15 protein-coding genes and 1 tRNA gene are annotated in these 17,840 nt (G+C 46.5%); 9 read left to right on the top strand and 7 right to left on the bottom strand.

Annotated features, from left to right (window positions below):
* Window positions 1-157: 157 nt before the first annotated feature.
* Together DP923_RS10490 and DP923_RS10485 are read left to right on the top strand one after the other, a co-directional pair.
* Window positions 158-1,057 carry an alpha/beta fold hydrolase gene (locus DP923_RS10490; protein ID WP_112305809.1) on the top strand — a complete coding sequence of 300 codons (900 nt, stop codon included), beginning with the start codon at window positions 158-160 and terminating at the stop codon, window positions 1,055-1,057.
* A gap of 13 nt (window positions 1,058-1,070) precedes the next feature.
* Window positions 1,071-1,271, top strand: coding sequence for a hypothetical protein (locus tag DP923_RS10485; RefSeq protein WP_112305808.1), 201 nt, complete (start codon window positions 1,071-1,073; stop codon window positions 1,269-1,271).
* 13 nt (window positions 1,272-1,284) lie between these two features.
* Here the strand turns inward: DP923_RS10485 and DP923_RS10480 are convergent, their stop codons facing one another.
* Window positions 1,285-2,688 (bottom strand): FAD-binding oxidoreductase, encoded by a 1,404-nt coding sequence (locus DP923_RS10480; protein WP_112305807.1) that lies wholly within the window; start codon window positions 2,686-2,688, stop codon window positions 1,285-1,287.
* 238 nt (window positions 2,689-2,926) lie between these two features.
* On the opposite strand from DP923_RS10480, the gene DP923_RS10470 reads away from it, so the two are divergent.
* The 4 genes from DP923_RS10470 to DP923_RS10455 all read left to right on the top strand — a co-directional run bounded on the left by DP923_RS10470 (window position 2,927) and on the right by DP923_RS10455 (window position 8,138).
* Window positions 2,927-3,568 carry a C40 family peptidase gene (locus DP923_RS10470; protein ID WP_239021007.1) on the top strand — a complete coding sequence of 214 codons (642 nt, stop codon included), beginning with the start codon at window positions 2,927-2,929 and terminating at the stop codon, window positions 3,566-3,568.
* 137 nt (window positions 3,569-3,705) lie between these two features.
* Window positions 3,706-6,966 carry a TonB-dependent receptor gene (locus DP923_RS10465; protein WP_112305805.1) on the top strand — a complete coding sequence of 1,087 codons (3,261 nt, stop codon included), beginning with the start codon at window positions 3,706-3,708 and terminating at the stop codon, window positions 6,964-6,966.
* A gap of 121 nt (window positions 6,967-7,087) precedes the next feature.
* Window positions 7,088-7,161: transfer RNA gene (locus DP923_RS10460), tRNA-Ala, on the top strand.
* 197 nt (window positions 7,162-7,358) lie between these two features.
* On the top strand, window positions 7,359-8,138 hold the full coding sequence (locus tag DP923_RS10455; protein WP_112305804.1) for a hypothetical protein: 780 nt from the start codon (window positions 7,359-7,361) through the stop codon (window positions 8,136-8,138).
* Between the two features lie 277 nt (window positions 8,139-8,415).
* Here the strand turns inward: DP923_RS10455 and cysK are convergent, their stop codons facing one another.
* The 4 genes from cysK to DP923_RS10435 form a co-directional block, all read right to left on the bottom strand.
* A complete protein-coding gene (gene cysK / locus DP923_RS10450) occupies window positions 8,416-9,333 on the bottom strand; it encodes a cysteine synthase A (RefSeq protein WP_112305803.1) in 918 nt (305 codons plus the stop codon).
* A gap of 21 nt (window positions 9,334-9,354) precedes the next feature.
* Complete coding sequence (gene epsC / locus DP923_RS10445; protein ID WP_112305802.1) at window positions 9,355-10,188, bottom strand: serine O-acetyltransferase EpsC; 834 nt, start codon at window positions 10,186-10,188, stop codon at window positions 9,355-9,357.
* A 326-nt stretch (window positions 10,189-10,514) separates the two neighbouring features.
* A complete protein-coding gene (locus DP923_RS10440) occupies window positions 10,515-11,693 on the bottom strand; it encodes an MFS transporter (protein ID WP_112305801.1) in 1,179 nt (392 codons plus the stop codon).
* 332 nt (window positions 11,694-12,025) lie between these two features.
* Window positions 12,026-12,526, bottom strand: coding sequence for a PH domain-containing protein (locus DP923_RS10435; RefSeq protein ID WP_112305800.1), 501 nt, complete (start codon window positions 12,524-12,526; stop codon window positions 12,026-12,028).
* A 303-nt stretch (window positions 12,527-12,829) separates the two neighbouring features.
* Here DP923_RS10435 and DP923_RS10430 point away from each other — a divergent pair, with 303 nt between their 5' ends.
* A complete protein-coding gene (locus DP923_RS10430; RefSeq protein ID WP_112305799.1) occupies window positions 12,830-14,776 on the top strand; it encodes a peptidylprolyl isomerase in 1,947 nt (648 codons plus the stop codon).
* Between the two features lie 73 nt (window positions 14,777-14,849).
* Here the strand turns inward: DP923_RS10430 and DP923_RS10425 are convergent, their stop codons facing one another.
* Together DP923_RS10425 and DP923_RS10420 are read right to left on the bottom strand one after the other, a co-directional pair.
* On the bottom strand, window positions 14,850-15,497 hold the full coding sequence (locus DP923_RS10425; protein WP_112306239.1) for a thioredoxin family protein: 648 nt from the start codon (window positions 15,495-15,497) through the stop codon (window positions 14,850-14,852).
* Window positions 15,498-15,785: 288 nt separating this feature from the next.
* A complete protein-coding gene (locus DP923_RS10420; RefSeq protein ID WP_112305798.1) occupies window positions 15,786-16,733 on the bottom strand; it encodes an isoaspartyl peptidase/L-asparaginase family protein in 948 nt (315 codons plus the stop codon).
* A 175-nt stretch (window positions 16,734-16,908) separates the two neighbouring features.
* Here DP923_RS10420 and DP923_RS10415 point away from each other — a divergent pair, with 175 nt between their 5' ends.
* Both DP923_RS10415 and DP923_RS10410 read left to right on the top strand, forming a co-directional pair.
* A complete protein-coding gene (locus DP923_RS10415) occupies window positions 16,909-17,163 on the top strand; it encodes an autorepressor SdpR family transcription factor (RefSeq protein WP_112305797.1) in 255 nt (84 codons plus the stop codon).
* 1 nt (window position 17,164) lies between these two features.
* A complete protein-coding gene (locus tag DP923_RS10410) occupies window positions 17,165-17,830 on the top strand; it encodes an SdpI family protein (protein ID WP_112305796.1) in 666 nt (221 codons plus the stop codon).
* The last annotated feature ends 10 nt before the right edge of the window (window positions 17,831-17,840 follow it).

Here is a 17,840-nt window from a genome sequence, read left to right as displayed (position 1 = left end):
TTTGCTTTGTAAACACTTCTGGCTTACGTACCTGAATCTGTTCACATCCGAAGAAAAACCGTGTGCTTTTACATAGTATCTGGCTGGATTTTGGGTGAAATCAGCAACCTCGTTTTCTATTCAAAGTATAGGATAGTAGATACACCCCGAACGTTTTATGAAACCTGACTGGCTGGATACACAAGAATATCCCTTTACATCTCATTACCTGGCGCTTGATGCCGGCAATATGCATTACATAGATGAAGGGGAAGGCCCTGTAATTGTGATGTTGCATGGCACGCCGTCGTGGTCTTTCCTGTACAGGAACCTGATCAAGATCTTAAGTAGAAATTACCGTTGCATTGCCCTCGACCTGATCGGGTACGGCCTTTCTGATAAACCGGAAGACTGGAACTACAAGCCGCGCGGGCATGCTGCCAATTTTGAGGCACTGATGGACCATCTCCAGCTAAAAGATATTACGCTGGTGGTACATGATTTTGGAGCCCCAATCGGGTTTGCTTATGCCATCCATCACCCTGAAAACGTAAAAAGCATTGTCATGCTGAATTCCTGGGCATGGTCGCTTTCGAAACAGCAGACGTTTGGCAAAACAAGCAAGTACCTGGTTGGCCCGCTAGGCAAGTTTATGCACTCCAAGCTTAATGTATCGGCTAAAGCATTGGTGAACGAGCTTTTTGTGGGCGAAGCGGAGCTTCCGGAAACCATCAGGCACCATTATGTAAAAGCGCTGGGCAACCCCGAAGACCGTGTACATAAACTGCCCTGCGCCCGCGAGCTTGTTGGCATAACCAAATGGTATGATGAGCTTTGGAGAGAGCGCAAAAAGATACAGAATATCCCAACGCTTATACTTTGGGGCGGCCGCGACAAACTGATCAGCCAGGGCGACCTGCAACGCTGGAAAGCCTTTTTCCATGAATGTTATGTAATCCAGTTTGAGGAAAGCGGGCATTTCCTGCAGGAAGAGAATGCAGAAGAAGTAACCAGCTATATCAGCAATTTTATAAAAGAAGAACAACTAAAACGCTCTGTAGCACAACTGGAGCATTAAAACCCTACTCTTTATGAAAGCTACCAACCAAAACTCTACAAACGCTCAAACAGCATCTACCTCAGGCAAAGAGGCCGTAAACCAAAGTATAACACCCAACGGACATGCGCCTGTAGATGAAAAACCAAATACGGTACTGCAATCGTGGCAGAACCTGCGCAAACTGGATAACAAACTAGCCAGCCAGCAAAACGATGACCTGCCGGTTGACTAAATCTGATTTGTACTTAAAATATTTTTCCGGGGTTAAGTATACCGTGCGGATCGAAGAGGGTTTTAATACCCCGCATGAGGCGTAATTGTACTTCGTTCAGGGCGATACTTATATAAGGGCGCTGCACCAACCCAATGCCGTGCTCTCCGGAAATTGTACCGCCCAGGCTTACGCAAAGCTCAAAAATCTCTTTTATACCTTCGGGCAGTTTGTTGTTCCAGTCGTTGTCACTCATATCTCCTTTGATGATGTTGACGTGCAGGTTGCCATCGCCGGCGTGGCCGTAGCAAACCGATTTGAAGTTATACTTCGCCCCGATCGCTTTTACGCCATGCAGCAATTTAGGCAGTTCGGCGCGCGGCACTACCGTATCTTCTTCTTTGTAAACCGAATTGCCTTTTACAGCATGGGCCACATTGCGGCGCAGGTGCCAAAGGTCTGCTTTCTGCTTGTCGGTATCGGCTACCAGTATTTCGCCTACATTAAACCCTTCCAGCACTTCGTACACCCGTTCCGCATCTTTAAAAAGCAAATCCATTTCGTTGCCATCCAGCTCTATCAGCAAGTGTGCCTTTATATCTTCTGGTAAAGATAAGTTGAGGTTCAGGAACTGGTCTGTCCAGACAATCGCGTCGCGCTCCATAAATTCTAAAGCGGAGGGTACAATGCCAGCCATAAAAATCCGTGATACAGCTGCACACGCTTCTTCCTGATCCCGGAAAGGCGCCAACATTACCAGGTTCTGAGTTGGGTAAGGTATAAGTTTGAATACGATCTTGGTGATGATACCCAGCGTACCTTCGCTCCCGATCATGAGTTGGGTCAGGTTATAGCCGGTGGCATTCTTCAGAACGTTGGCACCGGTCCAGGTTATTTCGCCGGTTGGCAGCACCACTTCCATGTTCAGGACGTAGTCTTTGGTTACGCCATACTTTACAGCGCGAGGCCCGCCACTCGATTCGCTGAGGTTACCGCCTAAAAAGCAGCTGCCCCGGCTCGATGGGTCTGGGGGATAAAAAAGCCCTTTGGCAATCACAGCCTCCTGAAAAACCTGCGTGATAACGCCCGGCTCAACGGTGGCCTGCAGGTTGCGCTCATCAATCTGAATAATTTTATTTAACCGCTCCGTACTGATCACAACTCCCTTATGCACAGGCAGTGCGCCGCCGCTAAGCCCTGTTCCTGCCCCGCGTGGCGTTACCGGAATATAATTTTCGTGGCAAAACTTCACAATACGGCTTATCTCGGTGGCGTTCTCAGGTTTAAGAACAAGCTCCGGCTCGTAGCGCAGGTCTTCTGTTTCGTCGTGGGTATAGCGTGCCATTGCATCGGTGGCAGCGGGAAGTATAGCATGTGCCGTTCCTACTATGGCAGACAGTACTTCGATAGCTTCGGGCGTAAGAGAATTGAATTTCATTTTTAAAAAGGGCGGCTTGTGAGTAACTTAGAGCCTGCTTAAATTTCATTTATGAATGCGAAAATTGGTCAGACAGGGTTCTGGCGAAACGGTTTTAGCGTATCATAGCGGCGCTATGGGGCAAAAAAAGCGTGAAGTCAGGTTCCTTAATGATCAATTTGCAGCGCAAAACAGGAAGTTTAATCAGACTCTGAACAAGCCATTATACTTTGTTTTACCTCAATTGCTAAAGTAAGCTTTGAAAACATTATTTACCACCTCCGTCCTCTTTATCTTTTTTATCTTATTGCTGGTTTCCTGCCAAACGTCTCAGCCGGTATTCAGTAAGCGTGGCGAAACGTATAAATCTGCCCGTGAGATTGCCGCCGAAAAAAGACAGGCCCGTAAAAGTGGTACGTATGCCAAGCGTACTAGAAAATCGAGGGGAGGCACACTTGCTTCCAAAGACCGCAGCAGCCGCACCCGCGTAAAAAATCCGCGCGAACTAGACCAGGACATTGCTACACTTATTAAAACGGCCCGCTCATATACCGGCACGCCTTACCGCTGGGGCGGCACTACACGGGTAGGTATGGATTGCTCCGGATTATTGTGCACCTCCTTCCAAAGTATAGACGTAACGCTACCCCGCACATCAGAAGAGCAAAGCCGGTTTGGCCAGGAAGTTAAAGTGAGAAATTTACGGGAAGGCGACCTGGTTTTTTTTGGGGCAAACCGCTTTAGCCGCGAGATTACCCATGTGGGCATGATAACAGATGTTATAAGTGATGATGAGATCAGGTTTATACACGCCTCCACCTCGCTGGGCGTTATCGAAAACAATTTTTTTGCAGAACACTATCAGAAGATTTTTATCAAGGCTGTGAGGCCTCCTTTGTAAGTATAATTACATAATTACCAAGTGATTAACACACATTCACAAAGAATTGTCTGCTCCGTAACATTAAATTAACACAGACATAAGGACTTTTAAATTCTTTATGAATATTTTTGTGAAAAAATCACTTAAACGTATTTATGAAATCTATTTACAGAAGTCTGATTTTGTGTCTGGCCATGCTGTTATCAGTACAGATGGTTTGGGCACAGGGTATTACAACATCCTCGATGACAGGAACAATCACCGATACAAAAGGTGAAAGTCTTCCGGGTGCAACAGTAGTAGCTGTGCATACGCCATCAGGGACACGCTACGGTACAGCAACTAACGCTGAAGGTCGTTTTAACTTACCTAACATGCGTGTTGGCGGTCCTTATACGGTAGAAGTATCGTATGTAGGTTTTCAGCCAAAAACGACAAACAACATTACATTGTCTTTGGGCGATGCTTTCACACTTAATGTTAGCTTAAGCGAATCCGGAACAGAGCTTGGCGAGGTAGTGATTACGGCTACAAAAGATCCGGTAATGAACGGAGACAGAACCGGTGCTTCTACCAACGTTTCAAGAGCACAGATTCAGGCGCTTCCTACTATTAGCAGAAGTATTAATGATTTCACAAGACTTACACCACAAAGCAATGGTAACGCCATTGGTGGTAGAAGTGCACGTTCTAACAACATCAGCATTGATGGTTCTAACTTTAACAACAACTTTGGTTTAGGTACAGCCAACCTTCCAGGTGGTTCTTCACAGCCAATTTCATTAGATGCCATCGAAGAAATTTCAGTTAACATTGCTCCTTACGATGTACGCCAGTCAGGCTTTACAGGTGCAGGCGTTAACGCAGTTACAAGATCAGGTACAAACGAATTCTCTGGTTCAGTTTATACTTTCTTAAGAAACCAGGACTATCAGGGTACAAAAGTTGGTGACGATGAGCTTATTGTTACTGACAGAGATTACAAGCAGTACGGTGTACGCGTTGGTGGCCCGATCATCAAAAACAAATTATTCTTCTTCTTAAATGCTGAGTTCGAAAGAGAAACAACTCCCGGCCAGCAGAGAATAGCCTCTTCACCAGCCAACCCATTCGGCAGCGCTAACAACGTTACAAGACCATCGGTTGCTGACCTGGACAGATTCAGCCAGTACCTGCGCGATACATACGGTTATGAAACCGGCGCTTACCAGGGTTATGGTTTTGAAAACCGCAGCAACAAATTCTTAGCTCGCTTAGACTGGAACATCACTAACAATCACCGTTTCACTATCCGTTATAACCAGGTAGAAGGCTACGGCGACAGCTTCATGAGCGGTTCTTCTTCTCCGATCACTAACTTCGCTTCTGGCGTAGGCAGATCAGATATCAACGCACTTCATTACAGTAACTCAAACTACAGAAACAACAACAACGTTTACTCTTTAGTAGGTGAGTTAAACTCTTCTTTCTCTAACAAGTTCTCTAACACGTTCAGAGCAAGTTACACGCAGATCAAAAACTTCCGTAGCTCAGAAGGCCCTATCTTCCCTTTTGTTGATATCTTAAAAGACGGCCAGCCTTATACTTCATTTGGTTATGAGCTGTTCTCTTTTGGTAACAAAGTGGATGATAAAACCCTGACCATTACCAACAACTTTACTTACTATGCAGGAAATCATACCTTAACTGCTGGTGTTCACTACGAAGATTTCAGAATCGCTAACGGTTTCCAGCGTATGGGTACCAGCTACTACAGATTTGCTTCTTGGGAAGATTTTGTAGGTGGTGCAAATCCATTGGCTTTTGGTCTAACTTATTCACTCAGACCAGGTTTCGAGCAGGCAATTCCGGAAGGCAGATTCTCTCAGCTGGGCATCTATGTACAGGATGAGTACGCAGTGATGGACAACCTGAAAATAACTGGTGGTTTACGAGTGGATCTTCCTTTCTATCCAATCGATCTGTTAGAAAACCCTGCTGTTTCTCAGTTAACATTTGCCGGTGGTCAGAAATTAAATACTGCTACACTTCCAAAGTCAACTCCATTATACTCTCCTAGACTTGGTTTTAACTGGGATGTGAAAGGCGACAGATCACTTCAGTTACGTGGTGGTACAGGTATCTTCTCAGGCCGTATTCCATTTGTATGGTTAGTTAACCAGTCAGGTGACTCAGGTATGCTGCAAATTACAGATGCAAGAGAAGGCGCACAGGTTCCAGGTCCATTCAATCCTGATCCTAACTTCTACAGACCAGCAACGCCTCCTGCAGCCGGTACATCTGTACCTTCTGTTATCTCTGCTACTTCTGATAACTTTAAAATGCCACAGGTTTGGAAATCGAACCTTGCCATTGATAAATTATTACCAGGTGGAATCGTTGCGACAATCGAAGGTATCTACTCTAAAGACCTGAACAACGCTGTTTTCACAAACGCTAACTTAACACAGCCTCAAGCTAACCTGGCAGCTGGTACAGCATATCCTGATCACAGACCAATCTACCCGAACGGTAATGCAAGGTTCATCAACAGAACTGCTTCAGGTGGTGCTTTAAATGCAATCGTGTTAGATAACAACCAGGAAGGTTACTACTGGTCTGCTACAGCACAATTACAGAAAACGTTTGCAAACGGTTTATCTGCCTTAGTTGCTTATACAAGAAGCCAGGCTGAAAACACCTACGACGGTAGCGGCGACCAGTCTTTATCATCTTGGAACTTAACTACAGCTGTTAACGGTGCTAACACCCCGGAACTTGGTTATGCAAACTATGTAATACCAAACAGAGTAATTGCTTCCTTAGCTTATAAGAAAGAATACGCGAAGCATTTCGCTACTACACTTTCTATGGTATACGATGGTTCTGAGCAAGGCCGATTCTCTTATATTTACTCAAGTGATTTCAACAGAGATGGTGCTAACGCTGACCTTATCTACATTCCAAGAGATGCAAGCGAGATCACGTTCGTTGAAACAACAATCGGTGGTGTGGTTTACAGCCCGCAGCAGCAAAGTGACCTGTTCTTCCAGTATGTTGATCAGGATGACTACTTAAGCTCTAGAAGAGGCCAGTATGCTGAGCGTAACGGTGCTTTATTACCATGGGTAAACCAGTTTGACGTAAGATTACTACAGGATTTCTATGTAAACGTTGGTGGCAAGCGTAACACACTTCAGTTAAGCTTAGACGTACTTAACTTCGGTAACCTTCTGAACCGCGATTGGGGTGTACGTAGCCAAACAAACCAGGTAGCTATCTTAACACCTGCTAACTCTGCTGCTTTACCAAACGCTGCTCCTACATTCAGATTAAACGCAGACAGAAACCAGCCAATTTCTTCAAGCTTTAGAAATAACCTGAGCACTTCTTCTGTTTACCAAATGCAGGTTGGCGTTCGTTACATCTTCAACTAAGAAGCTTTTCAACTTATACTTTAAAAGGGCGGGGAAATTTCCCCGCCCTTTTTTATTTTATTAATTTCTCTTGCCTCTTTTTGCATTCCGAATAATTGTTCTATTTTTGCATCATTCCTACGGGGGATTAGCTCAGCTGGCTAGAGCGCTTGCATGGCATGCAAGAGGTCATCGGTTCGACTCCGATATTCTCCACGAAAGGCAACCACAACGGTTGCCTTTTTTGTTTTATGGCCTTTCTCCCTAACAAGTAGCTTTATCAAAGTATAAATTCAACCCGAAAGCATTTCAAAAACATCTAACACTCATTGTCCAGTAAAGTATAAATAAGCAAGTATAAATTCTGCTGAGTCGCGTATAAACGGAGCATCTTACGTTAATAACGCACACCTATGAAAAAAACAGCCTGCTTTTTTATACTTCTCGCCTTTACTTCCTGCAACGAATCGGCCAGGGAACCAGAGCTGCAGCAAACCGAAATCGCTTTAAGTGATTCTACAGAATCAGATACGACAATAGCTGCGCCGCCAATTCCAGCAACCTGCCAGACGCGGGCTCCGCACTTTGCGCCTGTCAAGCAAAACATAACCGATCCCGCGCTGCAGACTTACCTGAGAGAATTGGAAAATGCTGTTAAAACGCAGGAAGCCGAAGATCTGCTTAACCTCCTCGATCCGAAAATAAGTACAGGTTTTGACGGAAGTGGCGGAATCGAAGCTTTTAGAAAAAAGTGGAAGCCCGAAAACAAGAATTCGGAAGTATGGCCGCTCTTAAATAAACTGCTGCAACTGGGCGGCACACATCTGAAAGAAGATAAAACGAATCGCTCATTTGCAATGCCATACGTTTACAGCGCCTGGCCCGATACCCTGGATGCTTTTACGTTTAGCGCTGTTATAAATGATAACGCACCCCTCAGGCAGGAACCTGACATTAATGCAACCGCTTTATGCATGTTGCCACGTGTTATACTTCGCGTGGATTATGCCAGATCATACCCGCAGCAAGACAATGTGCCGGAAAAAGAATGGTGGTATGTAGAGTCGCCGGACGGGCAGCAGAAAGGATATATAAACAAAAGTGACCTGTACAGCCCTGTTGGGTATCGTGCGCTCTTCAATAAAAACAAGCAAGGCAAATGGCTGATGACCGCCCTTGTAGCCGGAGATTAAAGTATAAATTGTTGTGATTTATACTTTAGAATACAACAATTTATACTTTATCAAAACAGAAATGCCTGCAATTGAATGTTACAGGCATTAGCCGCCGTTGTTGGTGTTTTCACCGACAACTATACGTTAAGCCTTAAAGCTTGCTGGTGAAAACACACAACAAGGGCAGCCAATTTGGCTTTCTTTTAAACAAAAAAGCCTGCAACCAAATGTTGCAGGCTTTTTTGTTTTGGAAACTTCTAGCGTTAAACGCTAATTTATACTTTGGCTTTATACTTTACACGAACAATCCTTCTACCGATAAATAGCGTTCGCCAGTGTCGTAGTTAAACGTCAGGATTTTTGCATTTGCCGGAATGCCTTCCGCTAACTTCTGAGCAACCGCTGCCAACGATGAGCCAGACGAGATCCCTACAAAAATACCTTCTTCGCGGGCAGCACGCCGGGTGTATTCAAACGCATCATCAGCCTGAACCTTTATCACCCCATCCAGCAACGTGGTATCCATTATACTTGGTATAAACCCTGCTCCTACGCCTTGTATCGGGTGCGGGCCCGGCTGGCCTCCGCTTAACACAGCAGATGCGGCAGGCTCAACGGCAAATACTTTCAGGTTCGGGAATTTAGCTTTTAGGACTTTGGCAACGCCGGTAATGTGTCCGCCGGTACCAACGCCGGTAATCATATAATCCAGCCCATCCGGGAAGTCCTTCAGAATCTCCTGCGCTGTGGTATCGATGTGTATTTGCGTGTTGGCTTCGTTATCGAACTGCATCGGCATCCAGGCATTGTCGTGTTCTGCTACCAGTTCGCGGGCACGCTCAATGGCGCCTTTCATGCCTTTCTCGCGAGGTGTCAGTTCCAGTTTAGCACCGTATGCGATCATCAGCCTGCGGCGCTCAATCGACATAGATTCGGGCATCACGAGTATGACCTGGTACCCTTTTACGGCGGCTACCATGGCCAGGCCTACGCCTGTGTTACCTGATGTCGGCTCTATTATAACGCTGTCTTTTTTCAGAATTCCTTTGCTTTCCGCAGCCTCGATCATAGAAAGGGCGATACGGTCTTTTATACTTCCGCCGGGGTTGCTACGCTCCAGCTTCATCCATACTTCTGCTTTTTCGCCAAAAATTCTGTTTATACGCACGTGTGGCGTGTTCCCAATGGTTTCGAGTATTGAATTGGCTTTCATATCTGTTCGTTTGATTTTAACTTAAATAGAATAATTGATTGCATCCGCAGGCTCGGGAGATCGCCTTACGTTTATTTGTGGGTTGTGGTATACTCTGGAATAAGGAGGTACGCTCTCTGTAAGCCATACGTTGCCCCCGATGATACTATGCGCCCCGACCACAGTATTACCGCCCAGGATCGTGGCCCCGGCATACACTACCACATGATGCTCTATGGTAGGATGGCGCTTGATGTTGGCCATTGTTTTATCCACGCTTAAAGCGCCCAGTGTAACACCCTGGTATATTTTTACATAATTCCCGATGTGGGTGGTTTCGCCGATCACGATGCCTGTGCCGTGGTCGATGCAGAAGTGAGAACCTATTTGTGCGCCCGGATGGATGTCGATGCCTGTTTTAGCATGCGCATATTCTGAGAGTACGCGCGGCAGCAAAGGGATGCCCAACCGGTAAAACTCGTGCGCCAATCGGTAAAACGCAACCGCCTTAAAACCCGGGTACGTCCGGATCACTTCTTCTACACTTTGTGCTGCCGGGTCGCCGGCGGCAATAGCCTGCGCATCGTGCAACAGTAACGTATGGATGGGCGCTAGTTTTTCCATCAGTTGCTGGGCAAGCTCTGTGGCCGGAGCAGGCAATACAGCTTCCAGGTTCAGCAGGAGCAGGAGCAGGTCGTTCTTTAAACCGAGGGCATATACTTCCAACGCTTTCTCAGAATCGAAACGCATATCGGCCAACGGCGGAAATAGCAGTTGCAGTACGCGCTCCGCTAAATCGCAGAGCGAAGAAGCAGATACCTGGTGCTGCGCCCGCCGATGTTGCTCATATAAATGCTGTAGAAATTCCGATTCCATAGGGGTAGTTTTCTGATAACTTGACTTTGCATGCAGGTAGCGTGCTCTAAAATATAATCTCCATACTTCAGAATGCCATGTTTTGTTAGGTTAGTAACGCTAAGCGCATCCAGCCAAGTATAAAAACAATTTTTACGTTATGCAAAAGTCAGAAGGGTAACTATTAGTATGCTTTACAACATCGCTTACTGTGAAAGCAAAGTATGTTTTTCTGAAACAGCTTATACTTTCAAAAGTTAGCAATTTATACTTCTGCTATCAGCACAACTGGCGTTATACTTTGATCCTGAGGAAAATGGCCAGGAATGATTTTCTCAGATCAGGCTTTAGGAAACGGAGAATCGTGTAGCTTTTACTTTAAAGAGCAAATACAGCAACGACACCAGTGCGCATGCCGCTCCTACCCAGAACACAAGTATAAAGTTTTCGGGTTTGTTGTTATAAAGCCAGCCGGAACTTAAGGCGCCCAACCCGATGCCTGCTTCCATGGCGATGTACATGGTAGCCATCGCGCGGCCACGGTGCGCCTCGTGGCTCAGGTCTATGGTCCAGGCGAAAACGGTTGGCGAGCTCATGCCGGAAGCAATTCCGAAAAGTGCTGCCGCAATAAGCAGGTCTGTAGCCGAAGTACAAAGCCCCATCCACACCATCGAAATGATCAGCACCACCGCACTTACCCGCAGCACATTTACGCGCCCATACTTATCCGAAACCCGCCCTGCCATAAAACGAATGGCCAGCGAAGCCAAGGTATAACTTGTAAAGAAAAGCCCTTTGTTTTTAATGCCCAGGTACTCGCTAAAATCCGGAACTACGGTAAGTATGCCTCCAAACGAAATAACCGTAAAAAACATAACGATGGAAGGTGCCAGCACGCGCGGTTCAAAAATATCTTTGCCCGAAAGCTTTAACAAGCCCATCCGGAAGCGCTGCGGCTCCGTTACAGTTTCGCGCATGCGTGCCACCACCGCCACCGACAGAAAAGCGAAAAGCGAGGAAGTATAAAACATGGCGTTCAGGGAAAAATGATTGGCAATTGCGCCGCCCACCGCCGGACCTGCCGCCATACCTAAACTGCCCGCCAGGCCCAGCATGCCCACTGCCTCGCCGCGCCGATCCAGGGGTATGATATCTGCTACATAAGCCGAAGTGCCCGTTGGCGTAAAGCCCGTAGAAAAGCCATGCAGCAGACGCAATAACAGGAAAGCCGCTACCGAACCGGTTATCGGATAAATGAAACCAGCCAGCACACAAACAGCGCCACCTACTACCATCACCGGAATCCGGCCTAATTTATCGGCTAATTGCCCGCTGAAAGGCCTTGATAAACCAGCTGTAAGGGTAAATAACGCAATGATCAGGCCTTTATAGTCGGCTCCGCCAAGGCTGCTCAGGTAATCTGGCAGCTCCGGAATGATCATGTTAAAACTGGCGAAGAAAAGAAAGTAGCTTAAGCAAAGCAGCCCGAACTGAATTCCATAGACCCGCACCTTCTGTTGTGGCATCGAAATAAATTAGACTGCAAATGTCTGAAAGCTTCTGTTGCCATACCAGAAAATTAAGTAAAAAGGTAGAGCGCCAGAGCGTTGATGGGCCTTCAGAAAGTATAAAAAAACAGAGCGTGTTCTGCTCATACAGCTTCTGGAAAGAAGCCTTAACAGGAAAAGCCGGACAGCTTAAGTACAGGCAACAGTTAATTTTAGCAGTCTGCTAAAATTAGAAAGTATAAAAGAAGCTGCAATATCAAAGATAAGCGGTTGGAAGGCAATAGTATAACTGGCAGAGAAGAGTGCAGGCCTTGTTATGTAATGTGACCTGGAAGCGTGTAAAGTATAAATTAAGCGAAAGCGTAGGCAGCCTGATCGTTGAGCACAACGCCGTTAACCGGAATTCTACGTTCGCTGGCAGCCCTGCGTAAGCAGTTAGAAAATTTCAGGACTGCATCCGGCTTCTCCGTTTTGGCAAAAGGCATAATTACACGCTCCGATGAAAGCAATTCAAATTCAGCCAGACGGTTGGTTAAGCGCACACCAATCACGTTTTCCCAGTATACTTCCCGCTCATTGGCCAGCAAATCGGTTTTAAAACGGATCATTTCAGGCGTTACAGAATAAGAGGCGTGCTGTGCCTGTAACTTATCAATGGCTAAGGCAAAAACCGTAACCCCGGCCAACATAATAAGCCCGCTGATTACCATTTGCCCAATCTCTGGCTCGCTTGTTGCCAACACAGAATACAATAACCCGAAAAGGCCACCTGCTATCAGCAACGCACCAAACGTTAGAATCAATCCTTTGCTGCGTTGCAGCTGTTTCATTAAAAAAAGGTTGTTGCTCATAGCGGAAAAAATAAAGAAAAACCCTGATAACCTGAATTGAACTATATCAATAATTAATAAAATCTTTTTTTATACACTATTTCAGCAACTGTCCAAAATAGCACACTCATGCCGGATTATGCTGTTTATTTAAGAAATAATTAGCTTAAACTAAACCCGCTGCGTTTTGTACATCTCTTATGTCTAACGTTTTTCCAAGTTAGTTAATTCACTTAGCTTTTCAAAATTTGTTTAGCCTCTGTTTTTTACCGCGCACAATATTTCTTGATATTAGTATCTTGACAGCTCAATCAGCTTTATTCTATGAAAAAAATATTTCTAATAGCAGGTGCGGTTTGCAGTCTGGTGGCTTGCCAGCAGTTACAGTTTCCCAGTAAAAGTAAAAACCTAAGCACCGGCCAGAATAAATTTACCGATCAACGACTTGTTACAATTTATACTTTGCAGGACGAACGCAAGACCGCCGAACTGCTCCCCTACTTACAAGATTCCAAAGCGGTTTATAGAAAAGAAGCGGCCCTCGCTTTTGCCTCTGTGCAGGATACCCTTGCTATTCCACCACTTTTAAGTTTGTTATCTGATACAACTACCGCTGTGCGCCTGGCTGCCGCTTATGCCCTCGGCCAGATCGGCGACAGCAAGTCCGAAGCAGGACTTATACAGCATATCAAATCCGAAAAGCGTCCGGTAGTGCAGGCAGCCTTACTCGAAGCACTCGGTAAAATTGCCACCACAAACGGCATGAACTACCTCGGGACGTATGAAGCCCCTAACCAAACGGCCCTGGCAGGACAGGCATGGGGGCTTTACCGCGCAGGTTTAAGGCAACAATACAACACGCAGGCCATCGAGCAAAGTATAAACATGCTGCAGGCCAGCAACCCGTTGGAAGCACGCCTGGCAGCTGCGCATTTTGTAGCCCGAAGCCCGAAGCTGGATCTTACCCCTTACCTGGCCCAGTTACAAACCGCTGCCACCACCGATGCCTCTGCAGAAGTAAGAATGGCCGTAGCACAAAGTATGGCGAAAGTAAAAGCACCCGCTAAAAGCCAGATCCTTTCTGCAATTGTTACCCGCGACCCCGATTACCGGGTACGTTTAAGTGCAGTACGTGCCATGGCTGGTTTGCCTTTCAGGGAGATAGAGGCGGCCGTGCTGCAGGCGCTTAAAGACCCGAACATAAATACAGCGGTGGCTACGGCTGAATTTTTACAGGCCAACCCTGCTGGCATCCCGCCAGAATCTTTGTTGCAGGCGCTCTCTACGGTGCAGGATGCGCGTGTGCGGGGCGGTATGATCTGGGTCATACTTCGCAACAGTCAGAACAAAGCATACCTCAGCAGCCGCTATCAGGAACAATACCGCAATGCGCGCCTGCCTTACGATAAAGCCCACCTGTTAAAAGCGCTTTCAGGAGATATTGCCAACTATGGCTTTATATCGTCTGAATTGTTTGCTACCCAGCAACCGGTTATTGCCACTGCCGGCATGGAAGCCATTATTACGATGCGCCAGCAAACCGATTTTCCCAGAAATTTAGAACAGCCTTTTGCCGATATTTTTAAACGGGCAGTAGGAAGCGGCGATGTAGCCCTGGTAGGGATGGCGGCCAGCGCAATCCGGGACCCGAAACTGAACCTGCGCAGCCGTTTCCAGAACGATACTTTCCTGAAGGATGCCCAGCAGAAACTGGTATTGCCCCGCGACATGGAAACCAACATTGAGCTCCAGAAAACACTTGATTACTTAGCAGGCATAAAAGAAAGTCCGGCTCCGCAAAATCCCTTTACACACCCTATCGACTGGGCACTGGTAAAAACGATTGCTGCGAACCAACTGGCACTTATCCGTACCGAAAAAGGCGATATCACCATCCAGCTTTTTGTAGAAGATGCGCCGGGCTCGGTTGCAAATTTCGTGGAGCTGACAAATAAGAGCTTTTTTAATGATCTATACTTCCATCGGGTAGTACCGAACTTTGTGGCGCAGGGCGGCGATAAGCGCGGCGATGGCTGGGGCAGCTCCGATTATTCGATCCGTTCTGAGTTTGCGCCTTTAAACTACCGCGAAGGCTACCTCGGCATGGCCTCCGCCGGAAAAGATACCGAAAGCAACCAATGGTTTATCACGCACTCGCCGGCACCGCACCTAGATGGGCGCTACACTATTTTTGCGAAAGTGGTTACCGGGATGGATGTGGTGCACCAGCTTGAAGTAGGCGATAGAATTGTTTCCGTAGAGCTGAAATAGCGAATTCGAAAGTATAAAAACGCATAAAGGCAGCCTGAACGGGGCTGCCTTTATGCGTTGTTTCAATTACTTATTAGCTTAAATGTTCTGCATCCTGATGTTTTGGATCAACCAGTTCAGACCAGTTGCGGAGCAATACTTTAAATTCTTCCTGCAGGGTTTTACTGCGGTCTTTAGCGTACCAGCCATGCAATTTCTCTGCCATCTCCGGAAACGGCAGGTTATCGGTTTTGGCCTGGTTTACAAGTTCCTGCGCAGGTACGGGCCGTGGTCCCCAGTCTCCTAAAACTTCCCCTGTATCTGCTTTCAGGCAAATGAGTTTTGGAATAGAGCGGCCGCCGTTTGTGAGGTATTGGTCCATCAGTTCCAGGTTTTCATCGCGCAGCAGCAGTTTTAATTCTATCAATGGCGAGGCATCTGCAAACTTGGCAAGCGCCGGCACGATCTGCGCTGCATCGCCGCACCAGGCCTCCGTTAACACAACCCAGATCATTTTGGTGTTTACGCTCAGCAGCAACTCCACCATTTCATCATCCAGCACGGTGGTCTTTTCTACGCGGCGCATGCGCTGGGCATTCATGCGGGTATAAGCTACCATCTCAGGGGCATGGTTTGTGCCGGTCGTTTTCTGTTCTGCCAGCAACCTGTCCGTCATATCCCGGTAAAAAGTATAGGTCATGCTGGTGTCAAGCTGCTCTTTGGTAATGGTTGATGTAGGCATTTCAGGTGCTTTAACTTCGGATTCAAAAAAAGATATATACTTTACGTATGAGTAACCTCGCGGCGCCGGCAAAGTTTTAATTTATACTTTGAAGCTGTTTGGAATTTTTAACTAAATAAATTTCTGCTGCCCTTGCTGCGTGTTTTCACCAGCAAGCTTCTGTTGGTGAAAGTATAGTTGTCGGTGAAAACACCAACAACAGCGGGTTAGGCGATAAATAAATTCTAAACAGCTTTTTTGGCTAAAGTAAAGTGTTATACTTTAGCTCAGGTAAAATTATACTTTCGTTTACTTATCGCCATATATTTTTACGCCCGATTTTCCTGAACTGGTTTTCCAGCCGCGGTGCATGCGGTCGCTGTTAAAAACCATGGCAATGTTTCCGGCCTGGTCTACACCTATCACGCCTACATCGCCTTCTTTGGTATTCACGCGTTCCAGTACCACTTCCTCACAAGCGTTCTGCAAGGTCAGGCCTTTGTATTCCATCAATGCAGAAATATCATAGGCAATTATATTTTTCATGAGCAGTTCGCCATCGCCGGTACCGGAAATAGCACAGGTTTTGTTGTTGGCATAGCAGCCCACTCCTACAATACAACTATCTCCGATCCGGCCCATTTTCTTGTTCTCGGTGCCGCCTGTAGAGGTAGCTGCTGCCATTATGCCATCCCTATCCAGGGCAACGGCACCTACAGTGCCGTGCATGCGCGCATTCAGTTCATCCAGGCCAATGCGGTCGCTGCTGGTAAATTCTTCTTCGCGCTTTTTAGAGAAAGCATCAAACTGGTGTTCGGTTATAAAGTAGGATGAGGGCTCCATGCGTATATCCAGTTTCTTGGCATACTCCAGCGCACCCATATCCCCTAAAAAGCGGTATTTGGTATTCATCATCACGGCTTTGGCCAGCGATATCGGGTTCCGGATGTTACGCACGAGCGCCACTGCACCGGATGCCTGGTCGTTGCCGCGCATAATGGCGGCATCCATTTCTACTTCGCCGTTTGCATTCAGCGCTGAGCCACGGCCTGCATTAAACAAGGGGTTATTCTCGAGCACTTTTACGGCTGCTTCCACGGCATCTACTGCAGAGCCGCCTTCTTCTAATACTTTGTAACCAGCTTCAACAGCCAGCTTTATACCTTCTTCGTAGCCTTTTTTGTTTTCATGGATGTGGTCAGAATCCGGGCCAGCGCCGCCGTGCACCACAATTGCCAGTGGCTTTTTCTTTGCCATCGTTTTTTGGGTTAAGTTTTAAACTGTAGAACTAATACGATGTTTGGCAACCGATGTTAAGCCTGGATGCAGCCCCGAAAGCTGGTGATTCTTTTCAAATTCGGCAACTAAAAGTATAAAGTATACTTGCTATTATACTAGATTATTTAGATATTTACCTAAATACCTAATACCCGTGAATAAAATATTTAAGGCACTTAACGACCCTACCCGGCGCGACATCCTTCAGTTGTTAAAAGAAAAGGACCTGACTGCCGGCGAAATTGCAGATGCATTCAACATCACGAAGCCCAGCATTTCGCACCACCTCGACATTCTGCACCAGGCTGATCTGGTAACGTCGGAGAAGCGTGGGCAATTCGTGATTTACTCGCTTACCACAACTGTACTGGATGATATTTTAAACTGGCTTGTAACTTTAAAAGACTGACATGAAGAAAATTCAACTTAAAACCGAAGCAGCTTTACTGGTACTTACCGTGCTGCCTTTGCTTTACCTCTGGCTTTCGTGGGCCGAACTGCCTGCGCGTGTGGCAGTACATTTTAATTTACAGGGCGAAGCAGACGGCTGGACTGGCAAAAATGGTTTGATCTGGCTTACACTGGGCATTACCTTGGGCATTTACCTGCTGCTGCTTGTACTGCCATTCCTCGACCCCAAAAAGCAGATCAGCAAAATGGGCAATAAGTATAACCACCTGCGTTTTATACTTTCGTTTTTTATGGCTGCCCTTGCGGTTTTTATAATCTATAATGCCCATAATCACCAAACCTTGAATCCTGAATTTATACTGATACTGGTTGGTGCGCTGATCGCTGTACTGGGTAATTATTTTCAGGCGATAAAACCAAATTACTTTATCGGCCTCCGCACCCCCTGGACCCTGGAAAGTGAATACGTCTGGCGGAAAACCCACCGCATGGCCGGCCCCCTCTGGATAGTAGGCGGCATAGCCATGGCGCTGCTTTCGTTTATCCAACACACAGATTTACGCCAGTACCTGTTCTATTTTATTGCAGGCGCACTCATTGTAGTGCCTTTTGTTTACTCTTTCCGGGCATCCAAAAAAGAACAGAACCTAAAAGAAACGCATTAAAATTTTGCTC

The organism is Pontibacter arcticus (assembly GCF_003284895.1).
Lineage (GTDB): Bacteria > Bacteroidota > Bacteroidia > Cytophagales > Hymenobacteraceae > Pontibacter > Pontibacter arcticus.
This window is presented reverse-complemented; position numbering and strand designations above follow the sequence as displayed.

What these genes read in the sequence shown, in the direction of transcription:
- DP923_RS10490 (WP_112305809.1), top strand. Translation starts at nt 158, where the DNA reads ATGAAACCTGACTGGCTGGATACACAAGAATATCCCTTTACATCTCAT.
- DP923_RS10485 (WP_112305808.1), top strand. Translation starts at nt 1,071, where the DNA reads ATGAAAGCTACCAACCAAAACTCTACAAACGCTCAAACAGCATCTACC.
- DP923_RS10480 (WP_112305807.1), bottom strand. Translation starts at nt 2,688, where the DNA reads ATGAAATTCAATTCTCTTACGCCCGAAGCTATCGAAGTACTGTCTGCC.
- DP923_RS10465 (WP_112305805.1), top strand. Translation starts at nt 3,706, where the DNA reads ATGAAATCTATTTACAGAAGTCTGATTTTGTGTCTGGCCATGCTGTTA.
- DP923_RS10455 (WP_112305804.1), top strand. Translation starts at nt 7,359, where the DNA reads ATGAAAAAAACAGCCTGCTTTTTTATACTTCTCGCCTTTACTTCCTGC.
- cysK (WP_112305803.1), bottom strand. Translation starts at nt 9,333, where the DNA reads ATGAAAGCCAATTCAATACTCGAAACCATTGGGAACACGCCACACGTG.
- epsC (WP_112305802.1), bottom strand. Translation starts at nt 10,188, where the DNA reads ATGGAATCGGAATTTCTACAGCATTTATATGAGCAACATCGGCGGGCG.
- DP923_RS10440 (WP_112305801.1), bottom strand. Translation starts at nt 11,693, where the DNA reads ATGCCACAACAGAAGGTGCGGGTCTATGGAATTCAGTTCGGGCTGCTT.
- DP923_RS10435 (WP_112305800.1), bottom strand. Translation starts at nt 12,526, where the DNA reads ATGAGCAACAACCTTTTTTTAATGAAACAGCTGCAACGCAGCAAAGGA.
- DP923_RS10430 (WP_112305799.1), top strand. Translation starts at nt 12,830, where the DNA reads ATGAAAAAAATATTTCTAATAGCAGGTGCGGTTTGCAGTCTGGTGGCT.
- DP923_RS10425 (WP_112306239.1), bottom strand. Translation starts at nt 15,497, where the DNA reads ATGCCTACATCAACCATTACCAAAGAGCAGCTTGACACCAGCATGACC.
- DP923_RS10420 (WP_112305798.1), bottom strand. Translation starts at nt 16,733, where the DNA reads ATGGCAAAGAAAAAGCCACTGGCAATTGTGGTGCACGGCGGCGCTGGC.
- DP923_RS10410 (WP_112305796.1), top strand. Translation starts at nt 17,165, where the DNA reads ATGAAGAAAATTCAACTTAAAACCGAAGCAGCTTTACTGGTACTTACC.